This is a genomic window from Amycolatopsis sp. Hca4, from assembly GCF_013364075.1.
GTDB lineage: Bacteria > Actinomycetota > Actinomycetes > Mycobacteriales > Pseudonocardiaceae > Amycolatopsis.
Genome location: NZ_CP054925.1, coordinates 4,252,903 through 4,275,388, shown reverse-complemented (window position 1 = coordinate 4,275,388; position 22,486 = coordinate 4,252,903). Strand labels below are relative to the sequence as shown.

At 72.9% G+C, this 22,486-nt stretch carries 14 protein-coding genes and 1 pseudogene; 9 read left to right on the top strand and 6 right to left on the bottom strand.

Annotated elements, in window-relative coordinates:
- Positions 1-1,013 precede the first annotated feature (1,013 nt).
- Complete coding sequence (locus HUT10_RS18585; protein WP_176172372.1) at positions 1,014-1,688, bottom strand: HU family DNA-binding protein; 675 nt, start codon at positions 1,686-1,688, stop codon at positions 1,014-1,016.
- Positions 1,689-2,292: 604 nt separating this feature from the next.
- On the opposite strand from HUT10_RS18585, the gene HUT10_RS18580 reads away from it, so the two are divergent.
- The 4 genes from HUT10_RS18580 to HUT10_RS18565 are packed head-to-tail and all read left to right on the top strand — an operon-like array spanning position 2,293 to position 9,635.
- Complete coding sequence (locus tag HUT10_RS18580; protein ID WP_176172371.1) at positions 2,293-4,035, top strand: ATP-binding protein; 1,743 nt, start codon at positions 2,293-2,295, stop codon at positions 4,033-4,035.
- Positions 4,036-4,082: 47 nt separating this feature from the next.
- A complete protein-coding gene (locus HUT10_RS18575; protein ID WP_176172370.1) occupies positions 4,083-5,243 on the top strand; it encodes an exonuclease SbcCD subunit D in 1,161 nt (386 codons plus the stop codon).
- Position 5,244: 1 nt separating this feature from the next.
- Entirely contained in the window at positions 5,245-8,646 is a 3,402-nt protein-coding gene (locus HUT10_RS18570; RefSeq protein ID WP_176172369.1) for an AAA family ATPase, read from the top strand.
- Positions 8,643-9,635, top strand: coding sequence for a hypothetical protein (locus HUT10_RS18565; RefSeq protein ID WP_254896929.1), 993 nt, complete (start codon positions 8,643-8,645; stop codon positions 9,633-9,635). Before HUT10_RS18570 ends, HUT10_RS18565 begins: the two co-directional genes overlap by 4 nt.
- 250 nt (positions 9,636-9,885) lie before the next feature.
- Here HUT10_RS18565 and HUT10_RS18560 read toward each other — a convergent pair whose 3' ends face one another.
- Positions 9,886-10,344, bottom strand: coding sequence for a hypothetical protein (locus tag HUT10_RS18560; protein WP_176172368.1), 459 nt, complete (start codon positions 10,342-10,344; stop codon positions 9,886-9,888).
- 130 nt (positions 10,345-10,474) lie between these two features.
- On the opposite strand from HUT10_RS18560, the gene HUT10_RS18555 reads away from it, so the two are divergent.
- On the top strand, positions 10,475-12,589 hold the full coding sequence (locus HUT10_RS18555; protein ID WP_254896928.1) for a glycoside hydrolase family 3 C-terminal domain-containing protein: 2,115 nt from the start codon (positions 10,475-10,477) through the stop codon (positions 12,587-12,589).
- On the opposite strand, the gene HUT10_RS18550 is transcribed toward HUT10_RS18555, so the two are convergent.
- The 4 genes and pseudogenes from HUT10_RS18550 to HUT10_RS18535 form a co-directional block, all read right to left on the bottom strand.
- Positions 12,511-13,089, bottom strand: a complete 579-nt coding sequence (locus HUT10_RS18550) for a hypothetical protein (protein WP_176172367.1) — start codon at positions 13,087-13,089, stop codon at positions 12,511-12,513. The genes HUT10_RS18555 and HUT10_RS18550 overlap by 79 nt on opposite strands.
- Before the next feature lie 52 nt (positions 13,090-13,141).
- The gene (locus HUT10_RS18545) at positions 13,142-13,396 is read right to left on the bottom strand and encodes a hypothetical protein (RefSeq protein ID WP_176177894.1); all 255 of its coding nucleotides are present in this window, start codon (positions 13,394-13,396) and stop codon (positions 13,142-13,144) included.
- A gap of 213 nt (positions 13,397-13,609) precedes the next feature.
- Positions 13,610-14,188, bottom strand: a pseudogene (locus tag HUT10_RS18540) (MBL fold metallo-hydrolase); the annotation flags it as partial.
- Positions 14,189-14,755: 567 nt separating this feature from the next.
- Positions 14,756-15,457, bottom strand: coding sequence for an IclR family transcriptional regulator (locus HUT10_RS18535; protein ID WP_176172366.1), 702 nt, complete (start codon positions 15,455-15,457; stop codon positions 14,756-14,758).
- Positions 15,458-15,599: 142 nt separating this feature from the next.
- On the opposite strand from HUT10_RS18535, the gene leuC reads away from it, so the two are divergent.
- From leuC to HUT10_RS18515, 4 genes are all read left to right on the top strand, one after another.
- Positions 15,600-17,033: a 3-isopropylmalate dehydratase large subunit gene (leuC, locus tag HUT10_RS18530; RefSeq protein WP_176172365.1), complete on the top strand. Its 1,434-nt coding sequence runs from the start codon at positions 15,600-15,602 to the stop codon at positions 17,031-17,033.
- 19 nt (positions 17,034-17,052) lie between these two features.
- On the top strand, positions 17,053-17,655 hold the full coding sequence (leuD, locus tag HUT10_RS18525) for a 3-isopropylmalate dehydratase small subunit (RefSeq protein WP_176172364.1): 603 nt from the start codon (positions 17,053-17,055) through the stop codon (positions 17,653-17,655).
- Positions 17,656-17,886: 231 nt separating this feature from the next.
- A complete protein-coding gene (locus tag HUT10_RS18520; RefSeq protein WP_176172363.1) occupies positions 17,887-18,675 on the top strand; it encodes an HU family DNA-binding protein in 789 nt (262 codons plus the stop codon).
- A gap of 1,035 nt (positions 18,676-19,710) precedes the next feature.
- Positions 19,711-22,422: a BTAD domain-containing putative transcriptional regulator gene (locus HUT10_RS18515; protein ID WP_254896927.1), complete on the top strand. Its 2,712-nt coding sequence runs from the start codon at positions 19,711-19,713 to the stop codon at positions 22,420-22,422.
- Positions 22,423-22,486: the final 64 nt, after the last annotated feature.

The following is a 22,486-nucleotide window of genomic DNA, read 5'->3' as shown; positions in this document are numbered from 1 at the left end:
TGCGTTCTGTTACGGACGGCTACCCGCGAAGGGGCGAAGGCAACCGTCGGTGCATCGACGCCGGGGGATAAGGGGCGTTCACCCCAAGGAGTGGCGAGGTGAATTCTTCGGCGACCGGAGGGGGATCGGGTGAGCGAGTGGCCGGGACCGGTTCCGCGGCGGGCGAAATGCCCGGGGAAAGGGCAGGCGGCCGGTTCCTGTGGAAGTCCTGTGTGGCGGGGTCGCGGCCGGTGGACGGCGTTCGGGGTGCCGGGTGGCCGGACCTGCCGAGAGCGCGGGAGCGGCGATCTCAGCCCGGTTTGCGCGCAATCGGCCCACAGTGGCCTGGAACGACCGGACGGGTGATGCGAGGACGCCGGTGCTGGGCCGCGCGGGATTGGCGGCCCAAGGGGGATCGCCGAAGCTCGCGGCAATTCGGCGGGGGCCGGGATGCCGGTGGGCCGGCCGAGGGCATGCATGGTTCCGCGCGGGGTCGCGTTGGGCGCTCAGGCCCCCGGCGCCGCTCCGGTGCCCCATGTCGCCGGGATGGTTCACCGCACGGCCGAACCCGCCGCGTGCCCCGACTGCCGTGGTGCGGGTGGGGGATTCGCTGCTCCCGTGTCCCATGTCGCCGGGGTGGTCCGGCCCGGACCCGCCGCGTGCTCCGACTGCCGTGGTGCGGGTGGGGGATTCGCCGCTCCGGTGTCCCATGTCGCTGGCGTGGTCCGGTCCGGCTCGAACCCGCCGCGTGCCTCGACTGCCGTGGTGCGGGTGGGGGATTCGCCGCTCCGGTGTCCCATGTCGCCGGGGTGGTCCGGTCCGGCTCGAACCCGCCGCGTGCCTCGACTGCCGTGGTGCGGGTGGGGGATTCGCCGCTCCCGTGTCCCATGTCGCCGGCGTGGTCCGACCCGGCCCGAACCCGCCGCGCGATCCAGGCCCGCAAGGTCACCGACGAGTCCACCCACCCGGCCCGGAACGCCGGAAGGGCCCCGCACCTACCCGGTGCGGGGCCCTTCCGATGTCGCCAGAGGGTGTTACTTCTTCTTGGCGGCCGACGTGCGCTTGGCCGGGGCCTTGGCCGCCGTGGTCTTCTTCGCCGCGGCGGTCTTCGTCGCGGCCGGCTTGGCGGCGGCGGTCTTCGCCCGCGTCGTCGTCGCCTTGGCCGTGGTCGCCTTGGCCGCCGTGGTCTTGGCGGCGGTCTTCGGGGCCGCCTTGGTGGCGGTCGTGGCCTTGGCGGCCGGCTTCGCCGCGGTGGCGCGGGTCCGCGTGGTCGTCGAACGCGTGGTGGCCGGCTTGGCCGCGGCCGCGCGCGAGGTGGTCGCCCGCGAAGTCGTGGCCTTGGCCGGGGCCGCCGCCGCGGTCTTGGTGGCGGTGGCGCGGGTCGCCGTGGTGGCGGTGGCGCGCTTGACCGGGGTCGCCTTCGGGAGCTTCTTGGTGCCGGAGATGACGTCCTTGAAGGTGGTGCCGGCGCGGAAGGCGGGCACGTTGGTCTTCTTGACGCGGACGGCCTCACCGGTGCGCGGGTTGCGGGCGGTGCGAGCGGCGCGGGCGCGCTTCTCGAACACCCCGAAGCCGGTGATGTTGACCTTTTCGCCCTTGTTGACCGTCCGGATGATGATGTCGACCAGACCGTCAACGGCCTGCGAAGCCACCTTCTTGTCGCCCAGACGCTCCGACAGCGCCTCGATCAGCTGGGCCTTGTTCGTCATTCCAGTCCTCCATAGTGGAACTACTCGTCACGGCCCATCTCGGCCGACACTGCACACGGTATTACCAATACCGCACAAAATCCAACCGGGGGTCGAAATATTTCCTTGTACGGGGGCGGGTTCCGCCTCCGGAAGGACCCTCGCCGGACGCGACCCGGATCGCAATCCGAGTCCTCGTCATGCCTCTGAGCAGGCAAAACCCGGTGCCGGAGCCGTCCACAGTGGTCGTCCATATAGGACCGGAAGCACTTCCGGAGAACTTTTCCCGCGACACGCCGGAGCGGCGTGTGTCCGAGCCCACCACGAGGGCCCGCTTCGCCGTGGCGGCAGGCGGAAGGCGGGCCGAAGCGGCGGCGGAAGCGGCGCCCGTAACGCCGCACCCGCCCGCCGCGACCCCAGGGGCACGGCGTTGCGGCGCAACCGGGTGCGCCCCGGAATGCCTGCGACGGGGACGAAAGGCACTCCCCGAAGGGTGAACTCACTCGTTCGGCGCAGTCCCGGCCTGCGCGGACACCGCGGGAGCAACGCCGTGTTGGGCGCGGGACTGTCGTACCGGCGGGCTAGTCTGCCGCGGGAGGAAGACCCCGGCCGGACAGGGAGAACCGTGGACCAGGAGACGCTCACCACCGTGGTCGGACGGGTGGCAGGCACCGAGGACTCGACGCCGCTGCAGTTCTGCGTGGCCATCGATCCGGACGCCTACCTGCAGCTCGACGACGTCGTCGTCACGCGCAGGGAACTGCCCGGCCTCGGCGAAGTCACCTCGTACGGCGTCGTGACGCAGGTGACCGCGCGGCACGAAGGCGCCAGCTTCGGCAGCGACGTCTTCCTGATCTCCGACGGGGTCCTGCCCGCCCAGGTGCAGGAGATCGCCGAGATCGCCACCACCCGCGTCGAGCCCGAGTGCTACGTGCCGCCCAAGCCGGGCAGCCGGGTCGAGCGGGCCGTGGGGGAGGATCGCGCGCAGGCGCTGTACTTCGACAACATGACCCGCCAGGTGGCGGTCGGCCTCGGCCGGGACGGCGAACCCGTCTACCTCAACATGGACTTCCTCGACGGCACCCGCGGCGCGCACGTCAGCATCAGCGGCGTCTCCGGCGTGGCCACGAAGACGTCGTTCGCGTTGTTCCTGCTGCACTCGATCTTCCGCGGCGGCGCCCTGCCGAACGCCCACAACGCCAAGGCCCTCGTCTTCTCGGTCAAGGGCGAGGACCTGCTGTTCCTCGACACGCCGAACGTCCACCTCGACGAGAAGCTCACCGGCGAGTACCTCAAGCTGGGCCTGCCCGCCGAGCCCTTCGCGTCCGTCGGCTTCTTCGCGCCGCCGACGCCGTCGGACACCACGGGGAAGCCTTACGTGACCGGGCGGACCTCGGGCGTGGGCGCGTTCTGGTGGACCATCGCGGAGTTCTGCGGCCAGGACCTGCTGCCGTACGTCTTCGCCGACGCCGAGGACGAGCGCAACCAGTACACGATGGTCATCCACCAGGTCGCGAACCGCCTGCGGCTCGACAGCACCCCGGCGGGCAAGGACGGCGCCGCGAACGTCGACGGCGTCATGTGCCGCACCTACGCCGAGCTCATCGACGTCATCTGCGAGCGCGTCACCGACGAGGAAACCCGCGCGAGCTGGGCGGGTGCGGTCACCGGCGCCGGCACGGTCAACGCCTTCATCCGCCGCCTGCGCTCGAGCCAGCGCGCCCTGTCCGGCCTCATCCGCGGCGACCTCGCCGACCACCCGGCCCGCCGGCTGTCCACCGAGAACCAGCAGGTGACCGTGGTGGACATCCACAACCTCGTGGAGCGCGCGCAGCGGTTCGTCGTCGGCGTCACGCTCGCCGCGGAGACCGCGCGCAAGGAGGCGGCCGGACCCGGCGGGCTGTTGTTCACCATGCTGGACGAGCTGAACAAGTACGCGCCGCGCGAAGGCAGCAGCCCGATCAAGGAGGTGCTGCTGGACATCGCCGAACGCGGGCGCTCCCTCGGCGTCATCCTGATCGGCGCGCAGCAGACGGCCTCCGAGGTGGAACGCCGGATCGTCAGCAACAGCTCGGTGCGCATCGTCGGCCGCCTCGACGCCGCCGAGGCTTCGCGGCCCGAGTACGGCTTCCTCCCGGCCAGCCAGCGGGTGCGCGCTACGCTCGCCACGCCGGGCACGATGTTCGTGAGCCAGCCGGAGATCCCGGTGCCGATCGCCGTCGGCTTCCCGTTCCCCGCCTGGGCCACGCGGCTTTCCGAGGCCGGGACGATCCCCACGACCACCGCCACATCGAAGAAGTCCGATCCCTTCGCGGGCCTCCCTTCGCGCGGCAGCGACCCCTTCGGCGACGACCCGCCGCCGTTCTGAGCCCACCGCGAGCCCACCGCCCACCAACCCGAACGGAAGGACGAAGTGTGAAGTTCCTGCACACCTCCGACTGGCACATCGGCAAGACGCTCAAGGGGCGCAACCGCCTCGACGAGCAGCGGGCGGTGCTCGGCGAGATCGTCCGGATCGCGCGGGAGGAGCAGTTCGACGCGATCCTCGTCGCGGGTGACCTCTACGAGACGTCGGCGCCGTCGGCGGCCGCGCAGGAACTCGTGGTGCGGGCGCTGATGGCGCTGCGCGAAACCGGTGCCGAGGTGATCGCCATCGCCGGGAACCACGACCACGCCGCGACGTTCGAGGCGTACCGCCCGCTGCTGCTGGCCGCGGGCATCCAGCTCACCGGCGACCCCCGCCCGGTCCACGACGGCGGTGTCTGTTCGTTCGACGCGCGTTCGACGGGCGAGCGCGTCAACGTCGCCGTGCTGCCCTTCCTTTCCCAGCGCTACGCGGTCCGCGCCGCCGAGCTGCTCGCCGGGACGCCGGCGGACAACGTCGGCGAGTACGACCAGCGCGTGCGCGACATCCTGGAGCACCTCAAGACCGGGTTCACGCCCGGCGCGGTGAACCTCGTCATGGCGCACCTGACGGTGACCGGCGGGACGATGGGCGGCGGGGAACGCGCGGCGCAGTCCATCTTCGAGTACCACGTGCCCGCCACGGCGTTCGGCGCCGACCCGCACTACGTGGCGCTGGGCCACCTGCACCGGCGCCAGTCGCTGCCCGCCGCGTGCCCGGTGCACTACAGCGGTTCGCCGTTCGCGGTCGACTTCGGCGAGCAGGACAACACCAGCGTCGTGCTGGCGGTGGAGGTGAGCCCGTCGACACCGGCGAAGATCACCGACATCCCGCTGAAATCGGGCCGCAAGCTGCGGACCGTCCACGGCACGGTCGCGGAGCTGACCGGCCGCGCCGCAGAGTTCGGCGAGGACTACCTCCGCGTCTACATCCGCGAAGCGACCAGGGCCGGGCTGCGCGAGGAGATCCAGGAAGCCCTGCCGAACGCCCTGGAAATCCGCATCGACCCGGAGTTCGCCGCGCCGGTGACGACGTCGAACGGCGACCGCGCGGTCGCGGACCGTTCACCGGGGGAGCTGTTCGCGAGCTACTGCGCGGAACGCACGGTCGAGGACAAGCGCGTGCAGGCGCTCTTCGCGCGGCTGCACGACGAAGAGACGAGCGGGGTGTGACATGCGGCCAGTGCTGCTGGAGATGACCGGCTTCGCGTCCTTCCGCGAGAAGACCGAGATCGGCTTCGAGGACACCGACTACTTCGCGCTCGTCGGGCCGACCGGCGCGGGCAAGAGCACGGTCATCGACGCGCTCACCTTCGCGTTGTACGGCTCGGTCGCCCGCTGGGACCACGAAGGCCTGGTCGCGCCCGCGCTGGCCCCGACGGTCAACCGCGCCACCGTGCGGCTGGTCTTCGACGCCGGCGGCGCGCGCTACCACGTCGTGCGCGAGGTCCGGCGCAGCGGCGGCAAGAAACCCACGGTCAGCGTCAAGAACGTCCGCCTGGAACGGCTGATCGACCCGACCGCGCTCGGCGGCCCGGAGGACGACGCCGACCCGGTCGCCGCGGACTCCGAGGTGACCCCGGCGGTCGAACGCCTGCTCGGGTTGACGTTCAAGCACTTCTGCACCTGCGTGGCGCTGCCCCAGGGCGACTTCGCCGAGTTCCTGCACGCGAAGGCCGCCGACCGGCAGAAGATCCTCATCAAGCTGCTGGGCCTGGAGGTCTACGAGCGGATCGGCCGCCGGGCCGGTGTGACGGCGGAGCAGCAGAAGCAGCGTGCCGCCGTCCTCGCCGAACAGCTCGGCAGCTACGCCGACGCCACCGAGGAAGCCGTCGCTGAACAAGCTGCCCGGATGACGGCGCTGGCGGAGCTGGACGCGCGGGTGAACGCCGCCCTGCCGGGGCTGAACGACGCCACCCGCGCGCACGAAGAAGCGCGTCAACGCGTCGCCACGCTGACGGCGGAGCTGAAAGTCCTCGACGCTGTAGAACGCCCGGACGGTGTCGAAGACCTCGAAACCCGGCGTCGCGAAGCGGCCGAGGCCGTCGCGACGGCCCGCACCGCGTTGGAGACGGCGGAAACGGCGGACGAAACCGCCCGGGCCGCCCTCGCCGCGGCGCCCGCGCGCGGCGAACTGGAACGGATCCGCGCCGCGCACACCGAACTCGCCGACCTCGAGCAGGCTCTCCCGCGGCTCTCCGAAGCGGCGGAAGCGGCGAAGCAGGCGAAGGAAGCTGCCGCCACGGCGGCGAGCGAAGCGATGTCCGTCCTCGACGCGGCCCGGGAGAACCGGGACCGGACGGCCCGGGCGGCGGAGGACACCGCCGCCGAAGCCGCCCGCGCCCGGCAGGACCGGGATCGGCTCGCCGGCCTGCGGCCACCGGGGGATCTCGGCGACCTGTCGGCGGAATCGGCGCGGGTGGCGAAGCGCACGGCGGCCGCCGACGAGCGCCTGCAGGCGGCGGAGGCCGCCGACGCCGAGGCACGGGCGGCGCTGGCCGCCCAGCCGGATGTCGCGCCGCTCGCCGCGGCCCGCTCGGATGCCCGCACGCTGTATGCGTTGTGCGAGGCGCAACGGAAGGCCGCGCCGGAGCAGGCCGCTCGCCGCGCCGAGCTGGCAGCAGCGCGCGCGGCCCTCGCCGCCGCCGACAGCGAACTCGCCGCGGCGAAGACCGCGCTGGCCGAAGCCGAGCAGGCCGGGCAGGCGCTGGTGCTGCGGGCCGGGCTCGCCGTCGGGCACCCGTGCCCGGTGTGCGAGCAGGAAGTCACGGCCCTGCCGGACGCCGGCGGCCACGCCCACCTCGCCGAGGCCCGCGAGCGCGTCGAACAAGCCGAGCGCGGCCGTGCGTCGGCCGAATCGGGCGTGCGCAAGCTGGAACGGGCCGTGGACCGCGACGCCGACGCCCGCACGTCGGCGGCCGCGCAGGCGGAAGAACTCCGCGCGGTGCTCGCCGAGGTCGACGGGCCGCCGGAGTCGGCGGCCCTGCTGCGGCCCGTCGAGGCGTCCTTCTCCGAGCGGGACTACGCGGATCTCGTCGCCGCGGTCCGCGAACGGGGTGAATGGCTCTCGGCGACGATCGACGGCCGCACCCGCGTGGCCGACGCCGCGCGCGCCGCGGACGCGGAACTGGCCGCGGCGCGCGCCGAACGCACGAAGGCCCAGCAAGAGGCCGAAATCGTGGCGAAGTCGTTCGCGGCGGCCCGCGAGGCCCTGCGCGCGGCCCGCGATCCCCTGGTGGAGCTGGGAGCGCCGGCGCTCGATGGCGACGACGTCCCGGCGGGGTGGCAGCGCCTCACCACGTGGGCGGCTTCCGCACTGGAAGAGCGGCGCACCGTGCTGGCCGCTTCGGAAGCGGCCGCCGAAGCCGCCGGCAAGGAAGCCGTCGTGGCGGCGGAGGATTTCCGGACCGCCGAGCGGGACGCCGAGCAGCGGCGCGCGCGGGCGGTCGACACGGGGCTGGCCGAGCAGGCGGCGAGCACCGGACTGGCGGCCGCACGGCAACGGCGGGCGGAGCTGGCGGCGACCCTCGACGGCGCACCGTCCGCCGAGGTCGTCACCGAGCAGCTCGCCCGTGTCGCGGAACTCGAGCAGACGGCGAAAACGGCGGACGCCGGCTTGCGGACCGCGCGGGTGGCCGCGAAACGCGCCACGGAAGCGCAGGCGGGCATCGGCGCCCAGGTGGAAGCCGAGCGGCAGAAGCTGTCCCGTGCGCGCGACCCGCTGGTCGGCCTCGGTGCCCCGCCGATCGACGGTGAAGGCCTCCTCGACGCCTGGACCGCGCTCACGGACTGGGCCGCCGGGCAGGCGAAGGACCACCGCGAGCGCTTGGCCGTAGCGACGTCCGCCGAAGGGGAAACGGCCGAAGCGTTGCAGGCGGCCGAACGCGCGGTCGCCGACGACGTCACCGCGCTCGGCGTGGCCGTGCCGGAGGGCCCGGTGCGCGAGCGCGTCCCGGTGGCCGTCGCGGCCGCCCGGGCGCGCGCCGAAGGCGACCACACGGAGCTGAAACGGCGAGTGGCGCGCGTCGCGGGCCTGCACGAGGACATCGCGGCGGCGGAGTCCGAAGCCCAGGTCGCGCGGCTGCTCGCGGACCTGCTGCGCTCGGACAAGTTCCCGCGTTGGCTGATCGCCGGCGCGCTCGACACGCTGGTCGCCGAGGCGTCGGCGTCGCTGCTGGAACTGTCCGGCGGCCAGTTCGAGCTGACCCACGACAAGGGCGACTTCCTGGTGGTGGACCACAACGAGGCCGACGCCCGCCGCCCGGTCAAGACGCTGTCCGGCGGCGAGACGTTCCAGGCGTCGCTCTCCCTGGCGCTCGCGCTGTCTTCGCAGCTGGGGGCCATGGCGGCGGAGGGGGCGACCCGCCTGGAGTCGATCTTCCTCGACGAGGGCTTCGGCACGCTGGACGAGGCGACCCTCGACGTCGTGGCGTCCACTTTGGAGAACCTGGCCGCGTCCGGCTCCCGGATGGTCGGGGTGATCACGCACGTGCCGGCGCTCGCCGAGCGCGTCCCGGTGCGGTTCCTGGTCACCCGGGACGGCACCGGCTCGCACATCGCCAGGGAGGGCGCATGACCGTTCACCAAGCCGATGCGGTGGCCGGGATGCACTTCAACATCGACGCCTGGGACCCGGGCTACGGCAGCTCGATGGAGGCCGAGGAACTCGGCCGCTCGCAGGCCGAGGTCGAGCTCGACGTCGAGGTCCCCGAGGCCGAGTGGGCCCCGATCGACCCGTCGCCGGTGTCGCCGCCCGAAGCCGTGCTGTTCGTCGACGGCGTCCGGCGGATCGACGCCCGCGTCTGGATCGACGACCCGGCGGGCACGAACTCGGCGTCCATCGGCATCTGCGCCTCCTACGCGGCCGGCGTGGTGTGCTGCTGCGAGGGACAGGCGCACGTCGTCGGCACCGACGTCCGGCGCGGGCTGTTCACCGTCGCCCCGCAGGCGGACGACATCGTCACCCCGGCCGGGATCTACACGGCGCACCGCGCGGCGGCCAAGGAGGACAAGCCGCTGCCGGTGGTGCTGTCGTCGGCGCTGCAGGAGCAACTGGCCGAGACCGAGCTGGAGACGGCGATCCGCGCCCGCACGGCGATCGCCGGGCACGTCGGCAACGACCTGCTCGTGGTCGACGGCCCGCTGCGCGGCCGGGCGCACCTCGACCGGGCGGTGGGGTTCATCAAGAGCCACCAGACGACGTACCTGCCGGGCGAGCTCAACGCACTGGTCGGACGGCTCGGCGCGCACCAGCGCACGCCGGTGTTCCTGATGGGCACGACGTGGGTCCGCCATTCGTGGTACCTGCGGCTGCCGTCGGTCGGCGGCCCGCCGTGGTCCGGGGTGGTCCGGGTCGAGGCGGCGCCGCACCTCGGCCGCGAACAGGTCGCGGAGCTGGCGAACGTCACCCAGTCGGTGCTGGGGCGGTTCGCGTCGGTCGCGTACAAGGACTCGCGCGCACCGCAGAACCTGTACCCGATCGCCGGCCTGGAGCGCGACCTGCGGCACCGGCTGGGCGACCAGCAGTTCGTGTACCGGGCGTTGCGCCTGGCCGCGGCTCGCTGAACCGGCTCGGTGACCAGTAGTTCGGGTATCGGGCGCTGCGCCTGGCCGCGGCTCGGTGACCAGTAGTTGGGGTATCGGGGGCGCTATGGCGGCCCGCTGAAGCCGGGCCCCGGGTGCGGCTGGAGGCCGTTCTGCGTCATCGGCTGGGCGACCGGCCGTGTCCCGGGCGCTGCGCCCGGCTGCGCCCCGCTGAGGGCCCCGGGGCGGCGGACTGGGGAATGCGCCACCCCGGGGTGTCCTGTGTGGAGGGTCAGCCCAGCGAGCCGTCCCCGGTCTGCGGCGCCCCGGCCGGCTTGACCGCGACCTGCGGTTTCGCCGGCTTCGGCTTGGGCTTGGCCTTCGTCGTCGTGTCCGGCGGTGGCGTGCCGAGGATCGTGAACGTGAGGGTCGGCGACCGGCCGTCCGAGCACGGGTAGGAAGCGGTGTACCTGCCGGGTCGCTTGATCGCGGTCGTGCTCCCGCCCATGTGCCCCCAGTTGCCCACGCCGACCATCTTGAGCGGAGCGGTGAAGCCCGCCGACGTGACCGGTCCGGTCGGCGTGCACGCCGAGTGGCCCAGTCCGGTGTACACGTCCGCGTTGATCCGGCCGCCCGGCTCGACCGTCGAGGTCAGGATCCACCCGCCTTCGCCGGCCGCGCTCGCCGGGGCCGCCAGCGCGAGCGTCGCCGCGCTCGCCGCCGTTAGGCCGATCAGGGTTTTCTTCAGCATGGCTCGTCCCCTCCCGTTGGTGCTCCTCCCACGCCTGAGCCGGGGAAATGGTTGAGTCCAATCTTCGTTCAAGTACATGAACGTCAATCGCGTCTATGGTTCGGTGTCACGTATGGATTAGCTTGGCCGGATGCGCAAAGGCCCGCTCGTTCTCGCCGTGGTCCTGGGGTTGTCGCTGACGACACCGGCGGCCGCGCAGGCCCAACCCTGGCGCGACGCCCGCCAGTCACCCGACCGCCGGGCCGCCGAGCTGGTCGCGGCGATGACCCTCGACGAGAAGATCTCCCAGCTGCACCTGCAGCCCGACGCCGAGCACCAGCGGTTCGTGCCGCCGATCCCGCGGCTGGGCGTGCCGGGCTTCCGCATCGCCAACGGCCCGGCCGGGATGGGCCCGGCCGACGACAAGCCGCAGAAACCGGCGACCGCGCTGCCGGCCACGATGGCGCTCGCGTCGACGTTCGACACCGGTCTCGCCCGCCGGTACGGCCGGCTGATCGGCAGCGAAACCCGGGCGCTGGCGCACAACGTGTCCGAGGCGCCCGACATCAACATGGCCCGCGTCCCGCGCAACGGCCGGACGTTCGAAGGCATGGGGGAGGACCCGGTCCTGGCCGGCGCGCTGGCCGCCGCCGACATCCGCGGGATCCAGGAGAACGGCACCATCGCCGAGGTCAAGCACTACGCGGCCAACAACCAGGAGACCCAGCGCTTCAGCATCGACGAGCACATCGACGAGCGCACGCTCAACGAGATCTACCTGCCGCACTTCGAGCGGGCGGTGACCGAGGGCCGCGCGGGTTCCGTGATGTGCGCCTTCCCGAAGATCAACGGCGTGTTCGTGTGCGAGAACCCGGCGCTCCTGCAGGGCAAGCTGCGTGACGAGTGGGGGTTCAAGGGGTTCGTCCAGTCCGACTGGGGTGCCGCGCACAGCACTCTCGGCTCGGTGAACGCGGGCATGAACCTCGAAATGATCGACGGCACCTGGTACGGCGACAAGCTGAAGCAGGCCGTGCTGGCCGGGCAGGTGACCGAGCGGCGGGTCGACGAGCTGCTGCTGCCGCGGTTCCGCACGATGTTCGCCTTCGGGCAGTTCGACCACCCGCCGGTGCTTTCGCCGTTGCCGACGGCGCAACACGACGCCGCCGCGAAGGAGTTCGCCGAACGCGGCATGGTGCTGTTGCGCAACGAGCACGCGCAGCTGCCGCTCGACGCCGGAGTGCGCTCGATCGCCCTGATCGGGCCGTTCGCGACCAAGGCCAAGACCGGCGGCGGGGGCAGCTCCGCCGTCATCCCGACGTCCACAGTGGACCCACTGCCGGGGCTGCAGCAGCGGGTGCCGGGGGCCGCGGTGACCCTGGACGACGGCAGTGACGTGGCGCGCGCGGCCGCGCTGGCCCGGACCGCCGACGTCAGCGTGGTGATGGTCGGGGACAACGAGACCGAGGGCAAGGACCGGCCGAGCCTGGCCCTGGACGGCAACCAGGACGCCCTGGTGACCGCCGTCGCCGAGGCCAACCCGCACACGGTCGTCGTGGTGAAGAGCGGCGGCCCGGTGCTCATGCCGTGGGCCTCGCGCGTGCCGGCGATCCTCCAGGCGTGGTACCCCGGCCAGCAGGACGGCGCGGCGGTGGCGGGCGTGCTCTTCGGCGACGTCAACCCGTCGGCGAAGCTGCCGATCACGTTCCCGGCCGCGGACGCCGACACGCCGGCGAACACCCCGGCGCAGTTCCCGGGGACCAACGGCGTCGCGACCTACTCGGAAGGGCTGCAGATCGGCTACCGGTGGTTCGACGCGCAGGGCCGGGAGCCGCTGTTCCCCTTCGGCCACGGCCTGTCGTACACGACGTTCGCCTACTCGGACCTGTCGGTGCGCACCACCGGCGACGGCGCCACGGCGACGTTCACGGTGCGGAACACCGGCCACCGGGCGGGCGCCGAGGTCGCCCAGCTGTACCTGGGCTTCCCGGCGGCCGCGGGCGAGCCGCCGCGGCAGCTCAAGGGCTTCGAGCGGGTCTCGCTCGCACCGGGACAGGCCCGGCGTGTGACGATCCGGCTGGACGCACGGGCGTTCTCCGTCTGGGACACGGCGACCCACGCGTGGCGGCCGGCGCGGGGCACGTTCACCGTGTCCGTGGGCGGCTCGTCACGATCCCTGCCTCTGACGCGTCAGATCTTGCAGCCGGGCGCGGTGGCGGAGGCGAGTATCAGCTCCGGGGACGCGGCCACCGCGCCGACCGGGTCGTAGGTGCCGTCGACGTCCCGCTGCGCCTGGTTCATCGCCTGGACGGCCCGGTCCTGGGCCGCCACGCTGCCCTGCTTCGCGCGGTCGAGCGCGTTCTTGGCCTCGGTGGCGCGGTCGCGGGCCTTGGTGAACTTGGTGACCAACGCCTGCCGGACGGTGTCCCCGAGCGGCACCGGCGCGGGCGGCAGCGCGGTGAGCTTGTCGACCACCTCGCCGGTGCGCGCCGCGATCCCGCCCAGCGTCGCGCTGAGCGCCTTCTGCGATTCGTCGAACGTGTCGGGCGTCGGCTGGACGGCCTCGGCCTCCTGGTTGGTGCGCAGCCGGTAGCCGTGGACGGCCGAGCAGAACCCGTCCATCCAGCGCACGGCCGCCGGGTCGGCGACGGGCCGGGAGGTGATGGTCGTGACCGGGCTCGGGTTCTGGGCAGGCGGGGCGGCGGTCGGCGTGTTCCCGCACGCGGTCAGCAGCAGGCAGGCGCCCAGCAGGGCGGTGGCGATCTTCATGGGTTCCCCTCGCGTTTGCCGCGTACACGCGCGAGGGGGCCGGATGGTTGCGTCACGCGGCGGCGAGAGTTCCGCCGAGGGCCCGCAGGCCCTCATCGGTCAGTTCGGCCCGCGTCCACTGCCCGACGGCCACGACCCGCGAGGGCCGGATCAGGCCGGCCCGCGCCAGCTGGTGCGCGGTGGCCTGGTCGCAGCAGGGCAGGCCGTCGACGCGCAGGTCGGGCTCGCAGCTGCAGGTGAGTTCGGCCCGCCCGGCCCCGACGGCCCGCAGCATCGCCATCGCCCGGCGGTTCAGTTCGGTCTGCATGGTGGTCATCCCCCTCGTGTGGTGCTGACAATGAGGAGACGTGACCGCCGTCACCGAATACGCGAGTTCCGGCAGGGTCACCCGATCGGCGCTACTTCCCCACCGTTGGTCATCGGGGTCTTCGCCGCGAGCGAGCGCGTCGAGGTAGGCCCGATCGACGGCGAAGCGGGCGGCGATCTCTTCGCCTCGCGCCACGGAGCCGTGCCCGGGGACGAGGACATCAACACGCCCCGCGGCGTCTTCCAGCCGGTCGAGCGCGGCGCGGTAGTGGGCGGGCTCTTCGTTCCGGCGGCGGTCGAGGAGCGGGATCAGGACGTCGGACAGCAGGTCACCGGCAATCAGCACGCCCCGGTCGGCGAGCAGGAGAGCGGCGTGGCCCGGGGCGTGCGCGTCGTGCTCGAGGAGTTCGCCGGGGAGGGGATGGTGGTTTTCGGGCAGCGGGGTGAGGAGGGCGATCGGTTCAAGGGGGATGTCCGGCGCGGTTTCCCGGGCCATGGCCTGAGCGCGTTCACGGGCTTCGCCGGCGATGCGGGCGTTGGTGGGGGTGGCGTAGCGGGGGACGTCGCCGAAGCGGGGGTGCCAGAGCAGGTGGTCCCAGTGGGGGTGGGTGGAGAACCCGGCGACCACGGGGGTGTCGAGCCGCTCGAGGTCGTCGGCGAGCTGGTCGAGTTCGGAGCCGTGGATGCCGGGGTCGACGAGGAGGAGGCCGTCGTCCGTTTCCACGACGGTGGTGTTGCTCCAGACCCACTTGCTCTGTCGTACCCAGACACCGTCGGCTACCTGATTCAGCATCGGGCCACGGTGTCAGGTGGGGCCGGTGGGCGCAATCGCTTCGGTGGAGACGTCGCTTCCGCGGCTGGTCGGAGGTCGAAAACTCGCTCTGCGGGGCGGGGAGCGGCCGTGAAGTGTGGTGGCGGGGCGATCGTTTGCGCTGCTGTCGCCCCGGGGGCGCCCCCCCGGTTCCAGCGTATCGGCGGCTGCCGACAAGATCGGCGGGAAAGCCGCTGCCTGGGCCTGTTTGTCCACATCCGGACCGGCCTGTGGAAACCCGGCCGGGCAATGACCCCGACGCGATTTCAAGGCTCTTCCCGCAGGGCGCCTCCGCGGCTGTCGTGCGCGATCGGCTCAGCGCCGCCGCGGTTGTCGGGCGCAGTCGCCTCAACGTCGCCGCGGTTGTCGGGCGCAGTCGCCTCAGCGCCGCCGCCCGGGGGCGCCCCCCGGTTCCAGCGTATCGGCGGCTGCCGACAAGATCGGCGGGAAAGCCGCTGCCTGGGCCTGTTTGCCCACATCCGGACCGGCCTGTGGAAACCCGGCCCAGGCACCGACTCCGACCACACTTCAGGACCCGCCGGGCAAACCTCAGAGCCGTTCCTGCAAGGCGTCCGCCGCCGCGAGAAGGTCCGCCGCCCACCGCGCGCCCGGCTTCCGCCCGATCCGCTCGATCGGCCCGGACACCGAAACCGCCGCCACGACCGTCCCCGCCGAATCGCGCACCGGGGCCGAGATGCTCGCCACCCCCGGCTCGCGCTCCGCCACGCTCTGCGCCCACCCGCGCCGCCGGACCTCCAGGAGTGTCCGCTCGCCGAAGACCGCGTCCGCCAGGATCGTGCGCTGCGTGTGCGGGTCCGCCCAGGCCGCGAGCACCTTCGCGCCCGAGCCCGCCGTCATCGGCAGGCGGGACCCCACCGGGACCGTGTCGCGCAGGCCACTCGGCGGCTCCGCCGTCGCGACGCACACGCGCTGGATGCCGTCGCGCCGGTACAGCTGGACGCTCTCGCCCGTGACGTCGCGCAGCTTCGGCAGGACCACGCCCGCCGCGTCGAGCAGGGGGTCCGTCGAACCGCCCGCGAGCTCGGCCAGTGCCGTACCGGGACGCCAGCGTCCGTCCGGACCGCGGCGCAGCAGCCGGTGCACCTCGAGCCCGACCGCGAGCCGGTGGGCGGTGGCCCGGGGCAGGCCCGTCCGCGTGCACAGTTCCGCGAGGCCGCAGGGGTCGTCCGCGACCGCCTGCAGGACGGCCACTGCTTTGTCCAGTACTCCGATACCGCTATGCTGTCCCACGAACCGATACTAGCGTCCCGCACTTTGGGAAGTCCAGTATCTGGGAAACCCTGAACTCGAGCTGCGCCCTCCTTCGCGGCTCGCACCCCGATCTCGCAGGTGCGCGCCCGAGTTCGTCGACGAACCGTGGAAGGAGCCGGAGATGACCAGCCCGACCGGCAAGGCCCGCACGCTGGCGGAGAAGGTGTGGGAAAGCCACCTCGTGCGCCGAGGCGAAGGCGCCGAACCGGACCTGCTCTACATCGACCTCCACCTGCTGCACGAAGTCACCAGCCCGCAGGCCTTCGACGGCCTCCGCCTGGCCGGGCGGCCGGTGCGCCGCCCCGACCTGACCATCGCGACCGAGGACCACAACGTCCCGACCGTCGACATCGAGCTCCCCATCGCCGATCCGGTCTCGCGCACCCAGGTCGACACCCTTCGCCGCAACTGCAAGGAGTTCGGGGTCCGGCTGCACCCGATGGGTGACGCCGAGCAGGGGATCGTGCACGTCATCGGCCCGCAGCTGGGCCTGACCCAGCCCGGCATGACCGTCGTCTGCGGCGACAGCCACACCTCGACGCACGGCGCGTTCGGCGCCATCGCCTTCGGCATCGGCACGTCCGAGGTCGAGCACGTGCTGGCCACCCAGACGCTGCCGCTGCGTCCTTTCAAGACCATGGCGATCACCGTCGACGGCGAGCTGCGCCCGGGCGTCACGGCGAAGGACATCATCCTCGCGGTGATCGCCAAGATCGGCACCGGCGGTGGCCAGGGCTACATCCTGGAGTACCGCGGTTCGGCCATCGAGGCGCTCTCGATGGAGGCCCGGATGACCGTCTGCAACATGTCGATCGAGGCCGGCGCCCGCGCCGGGATGATCGCGCCGGACGAGACGACCTTCGCCTACCTGAAGGGCCGCCCGCACGCGCCGCAGGGCGCGGACTGGGACGCGGCGCTGGAGAACTGGCGGCAGCTGCGCACCGACGACGGCGCCGAGTTCGACGCCGAGGTGCACCTCGACGCGAGCGAGCTGACGCCGTTCGTGACCTGGGGCACCAACCCCGGCCAGGGCCTCCCGCTGGGCGCCGAGGTGCCCGACCCGGAGGCGATCCCGGACGAGAACGACCGCATCGCCGCTGAAAAAGCCCTGTCCTACATGGACCTCAAGCCCGGCACGCCGCTGCGCGAGATCGCCGTCGACACCGTCTTCCTCGGCTCCTGCACCAACGGCCGGATCGAGGACCTGCGGGCCGCGGCCGAGGTGCTGCGCGGTCGGAAAGTGGCGGACTCGGTCCGCATGCTGGTGGTTCCCGGCTCGATGCGCGTCCGCAAGGCCGCCGAGGCCGAGGGGCTCGACCAGGTCTTCACCGAGGCGGGCGCGGAGTGGCGCCAGGCCGGCTGCTCGATGTGCCTCGGCATGAACCCGGACCAGCTGAAGCCGGGCGAGCGCAGCGCGTCGACGTCCAACCGCAACTTCGAGGGCCGGCAGGGCAAGGGCGGCCGGACGCACCTGGTGTCGCCGCTGGTGGCCGCCGCCACGGCCGTCCGGGGCACGCTCTCGTCCCCGGACGACCTGCTGACCGCCGCCCGCTGACCCACCCGAGGAGCTACCCATGGAACCGTTCACCCAGCACACCGGCGTCGGCGTCCCGCTGCGCCGGTCCAACGTGGACACCGACCAGATCATCCCGGCGGTCTACCTCAAGCGGGTGACCCGGACCGGGTTCGAGGACGGCCTGTTCGCCGCCTGGCGCGGCGACGAGAACTTCATCCTCAACTCCGAGCCGTTCCGGAACGGGAGCGTGCTGGTCGCGGGGCCGGACTTCGGAACCGGTTCCTCCCGCGAGCACGCCGTCTGGGCGCTGATGGACTACGGCTTCCGGGTCGTCATCTCCGCCCGGTTCGCCGACATCTTCCGCGGCAACTCCGGCAAGGGCGGCCTGGTGGCCGCGCAGTGCGAGCAGCACGACGTCGAGCTGCTCTGGAAGCTGCTGGAGAACGAGCCCGGCACCGAGGTCACGGTCGACCTCGAGACCAAGACCGTGCGGGCCAAGGACTTCACCGCGCCCTTCCAGATCGACGACTACGTCCGCTGGCGGCTGCTGGAAGGCCTCGACGACATCGCGCTGACGTTGCGCCATGCCGGTGAGATCGACGCCTTCGAGGCGAGCCGCCCGTCGTGGAAGCCGACGACGACGCCGGTGGCCGCCGGCTGATCCGGTCCAGGGGCGCCTTTCCTTGTGCGACAAGGGAAGGCGCCCCTTTTTCGGCTGTTTCCTCCGGATGCCGAACGGCCCTTCGCGAGCCTTTACCGGGGCTCGGCGCGAGGCGGAACCCGTCCCGGGACAAGGGAAAGTTCCGCATGCCGTTTGGAATTTGTGCTGCCTTGGTAATACCGTGTCGCTAGTCGGCCGATGCGGCCGTGGAGCCTTCCTGGAGGACTGGACATGGCCAACAAGGCCCAGCTGATCGAGGCGCTGACCGAGCGCCTGGGCGACAAGAAGGCCGCTGCCGAAGCGGTCGACGGTCTGGTCGACATCATCATCCGGACGGTCAACAAGGGCGAAAAGGTCAACATCACCGGCTTCGGTGTGTTCGAAAAGCGCGCCCGCGCGGCACGGACGGCGCGCAACCCGCGCACCGGCGAAGCGGTGCGGGTGAGGAAGACGAACGTGCCCGCGTTCCGCGCCGGCACCACCTTCAGGGAAGTCATTTCCGGAGCGAAGAAGCTGCCGAAGGCCACCCCGGTCAAGCGCGCGGCGGCGACCACGACCACGCGAGCGGCGGCCTCCCGCACGGCGGCGGCCCCGAAGCCGGCGACGACCACGCGGACCCGCACGACGGCGGCCAAGCCGGCGGCAACGAGGACAACGGCGGCCAAGGCGGCCCCGAAGACGACGGCGGCCAAGCCGGCGACAACCCGTTCGCGGACGACGGCGGCCAAGCCGGCCACAACCACGGCGGCGAAGTCGACGGCAGCGAAGGCCGCCACGGCGACGAAGACGGCGGCGGCGAAGACGGCCACGGCCGCGAAGTCCACGGCGGCGAAGGCGACGACCGCGGCGAAGACCGCAGCCGCCAAGACGACCGCGGCCGCGAAGGCCCCGGCGGCGAAGGCCCCGGCGGCGAAGGCCCCGGCGGCGAAGGCCCCGGCGGCGAAGGCCCCGGCCGCCAAGACGACCACGGCCCGCAAGGCCCCGGCGAGGCGCACCTCGACCGCGGCGAAGAAGGACTGATCGCCCGAAACTGTCGTACCCCTGCGGTAACGTGAAATCCGGGGGACCCCCTGGGGGCGACCCCCTGCTCGACGAGCAGCTTTCCGGCAGGGCCCCGCGCGACTTGCGTGGGGCCCTGCCGCATGTCCGGGCCCTGCCGAGGAAGTAGGCCGCGCGCCCGAGGCGGCGGTGGGTGCATCCAGGCGGCCGCCCCGCGCACCGGCTCGCGTGCCCGGGCAGTCGGCTGCCGCACCGGGACCGTCGGCTCGCGCACCCGGACGGTCGGCCGCCGCACGGGAATGGTCGGTTGACGCACCTGGACGGTCGGCTCGCGTACCTGGGCGGTCGGCCGATGTACCGGGACGGTCGGCTCGCGCACCCGGACGGTCGGCCGGTGTGTGGGAATGGTCGGCTTGCGTACCTGGGCGGTCGGCTCGCGTACCCGGACGGTCGGCCGGTGTGCGGGAATGGTCGGTTGGCGCACCTGGGCGGTCGGCTGATGCGGCTGGATGGTCGGCCTGCGTACCTGGGCGGTCGGCTCGCGTGCCTGGACGGTCGGTCGCGGATCGGGTTGCGGCGTGGGCGAATCGACCGGCGGTGCAAGCGATCCTGTCTCGGGTGCACGAATCCCGTTACCTGCGCACCTCATCCGACCGTCCGAGTACGCGGGCCGACTGTCCGGGTACGCCAGCCGACCCTGCAGGTAGGCCGGGCGCGCGAGTCCGGCGGGGTGTCCGGGGGCGGGAGTTGGTTCGCCACCTACGCGCGCCATCGGCTGTGGTGGCTGGGAAGCCGGCCGGCGGGTGGGAAGTCACCCACTGCCGGCGCCTGGCTTCCGACCGGACACCCGCGTCACCCGGCCGGCCCAACCCCGCCCCCGCAACCGGTTCCGCCCAATTTCGCAAAGTTGCTTGAGCGCCCGGCCGAGTGGTGCCACGCTGCGTTCCTCGGGCCCGCGTCCGGCGGGGCCGGCGGTGCGAGGCGAACCTGGGGGCGACCACCATCGACATCCGGCTGCTCGGCCCGTTTCAGGTGCTCGTCGACGGTGCGCCGGTCGTGCTGACCAGTTCGCGCCAGCGCGCGCTGCTCGCCACCCTCGCCCTCGCCGCCGGGCGGCTCGTCTCCATCGATGCCCTCGCCCGGGGTGTCTGGGGTGAAACCCCGCCCGCGCACATCCGGGGCAGCCTGCAGACCTACGTCATGCGCCTGCGCCGGCTGTGCGGCGAAGACTCCGTCGTCACCGAACCGGACGGGTACCGGCTGGTCGTCGACCCGTCCCGGGTGGACGCGCTGCGGTTCCTGCACACCCTCGACCAGGCCGCCGCCGCCACGGAACCCGCCCGGCGGCGGGAACTGCTCACCGCCGCGCTCGACGGGTGGGGTGGGGTTCCCCTCGAAGGCGTCGGGTCCCCGGCGCTGTCCGCCGAGTGGGGACCGCTGCTGACCGAGCGGTACCTCTTCGCCGTCGAACAGCGCATCGACCTCGACACCGGGCTCGTCCCCGACGCGCGGCTCGTCGCCGAGCTCACCGATCTCGTCGCCCAGCACCCGCTGCGGGAATCGCTGTGGGAACGGCTGGTGCGCGCCCTCGCCCGGTCCGGGCGCCGGGCCGAAGCCCTCGCGCGCTACGCCGGGCTGCGGGCGTTGCTGGCCGACGAACTGGGCGTCGAACCGGGCGAAGACCTCCGCCGGCTGCACGCCGAACTGCTCGCCGCCGACGCCGATCCGGCCGTCCACACCGTGCCGCGGCAGCTGCCCTTCGACGTCGCCGGCTTCACCGGCCGGGGTCCCGAGCTCGCCGAACTCGACCGGCTGCCGCCCGGGGGCGCGTCCGGCATCGTCGTCATCGAGGGCACCGCCGGTGTCGGGAAGACGTCGCTGGCCGTGCACTGGTCCCACCGCGTCCGCGAGCGCTTCCCCGGCGGCCAGCTGTTCCTCGACCTGCGCGGCCACTCCGCCGACACCCCGGTCACCCCCGGCGCCGCGCTGGCCGGCTTCCTGCGCGCGCTCGGCGTCCCGGCCGAGACCCTGCCCTCCACTGTGGAGGAACGCTCGGCGCTGCTGCGCAGCAGGCTGGCGGGCAGCCGCACCCTGATGCTGCTCGACAACGCCCGCGACGCCGACCAGGTCCGTCCGCTCCTGCCCGGACCGGGCAACCTCGTCGTCGTGACCAGCCGGAACCAGCTGCGCGGCCTCGTCGCCCGCGACGGCGCCCGGCGCATCGCCCTGCGTTCCTTCGACGACCGCGACGCGGCCGCGCTGCTCGCCGGCAGTGTCGGGCCGCAGCGCCTCGCCGCCGAACCCGACGCCGTCGCCGAACTCGTCCAGCTCTGCGGCCGCCTGCCGCTGGCACTGGCGCTGGCCGGGGAGCGCGCTTCCCGGTTCTCCGGCGTCTCGCTCGCCGGCATCGTCGAAGAACTCCGGGACCAGCGGCTGCGGCTCGACACCCTGCGCGACCCGCAGGACGCCGGCACCGATCTCCGTGCCGCGTTCTCCTGGTCCTACAAGGCCCTGCGCCCGGCCGCCGCCCGCTTCTTCCGGCTGCTCGGCCTGCACCCCGGCCACGGCTTCAGCCTCGCCTCGGCCGCCGCGCTCGCCGGCGCCGACCTGCGCGAAGCGCGCGAGCTCGCCGACCAGCTCGCCGCCGCCCACCTGCTCAACCAGCCCGGCACCGACCGCTACCAGTTCCACGACCTGCTGCGCGTCTACGCGGGCGAGCTCGTCGAAACCGAAACGACGGCGGCCGAGCGCGCGGAGGCGCTGCGCCGGCTCGTCGACTGGTACCTCGCCAGCGTTGCCGAAGCGAACAAGCTGGTCCGCCCCGACCTGCTCACCGAGGACATCACGCTCGACCCGCCGCCGCTGCCCGCCGTCCGCTTCGCACAGCACGAGCAGACGATCGCCTGGTACACCACCGAACGCCAGGCCCTCACCGCGCTCGTCGGGATCGCCGCCGGGCACGGCTGGACCGCGCACGCCTGGAAACTCGCCTGGCTGCTGCGCGGGTTCTTCGCCGAGCGCCACGACCGCGACGACTGGATCACCACCGCCCGCGCGGCCGTCGCCGCCACGCGCGACGCCGGCGACGGGACGGGCCTGCAGTACAGCGCCAACAACCTCGGCTCGGCCTACCTGCGCACCCTGCAGTCCGACCTGGCGATCGAAGCGCTGGAGGAAGCGCGCGCCGCGTCCGAGGGCGGCGACGGCACCACGCTGACGGTGGCGATCCTGTCCAACCTCGCCGGTGCCTACTACGTCCGTGCCGAGTTCGCCGAAGCCGAGCGCTACGCCCTCAAAGCCGTCGACCTCGCGCGCGAGCACGGCCAGCGCACCTTCGTGCCGCACGCGCTGCTCAACGTCAGCGCCAGCCGCATCGGCCTGCGCGACTACGACCACGCCGCCGAAGCCGCCCAGGCGGCCCACGAAGCCTTCGCCGAACTCGGCGACCGCTACCACGCCGCGCTGGCGCTGGGGAACGTCGCCGAGGCCCTCGAAGGCGCCGGCCGCCACGACGAAGCGGAGCGGGCCGGGCTCGACGCGCTCGCCGAGCTCAAGGAGCTGAACGCCGACTACGGCACGATCGACGTCCAGATCACCCTCGGCCGGCTGAAGCACCGCACCGGCCGCGCGGCCGAGGCGGGCGGCCACTGGGCCGAGGCGCTGACCGTCAGCCAGCGCCTCGGCGACCCCCGCGCCGCGGAAGTCCAGGCCCTGCTGGCCACGGTGCCGACAGAAACCCCCTCGCCCGGGGATGCGCCGTACCCCTAGCCCGGCGCAGCCCAGCGGGACCCTGAGCAAGTACACCAAGATCGACTGTCACGGCGCTGTCTCG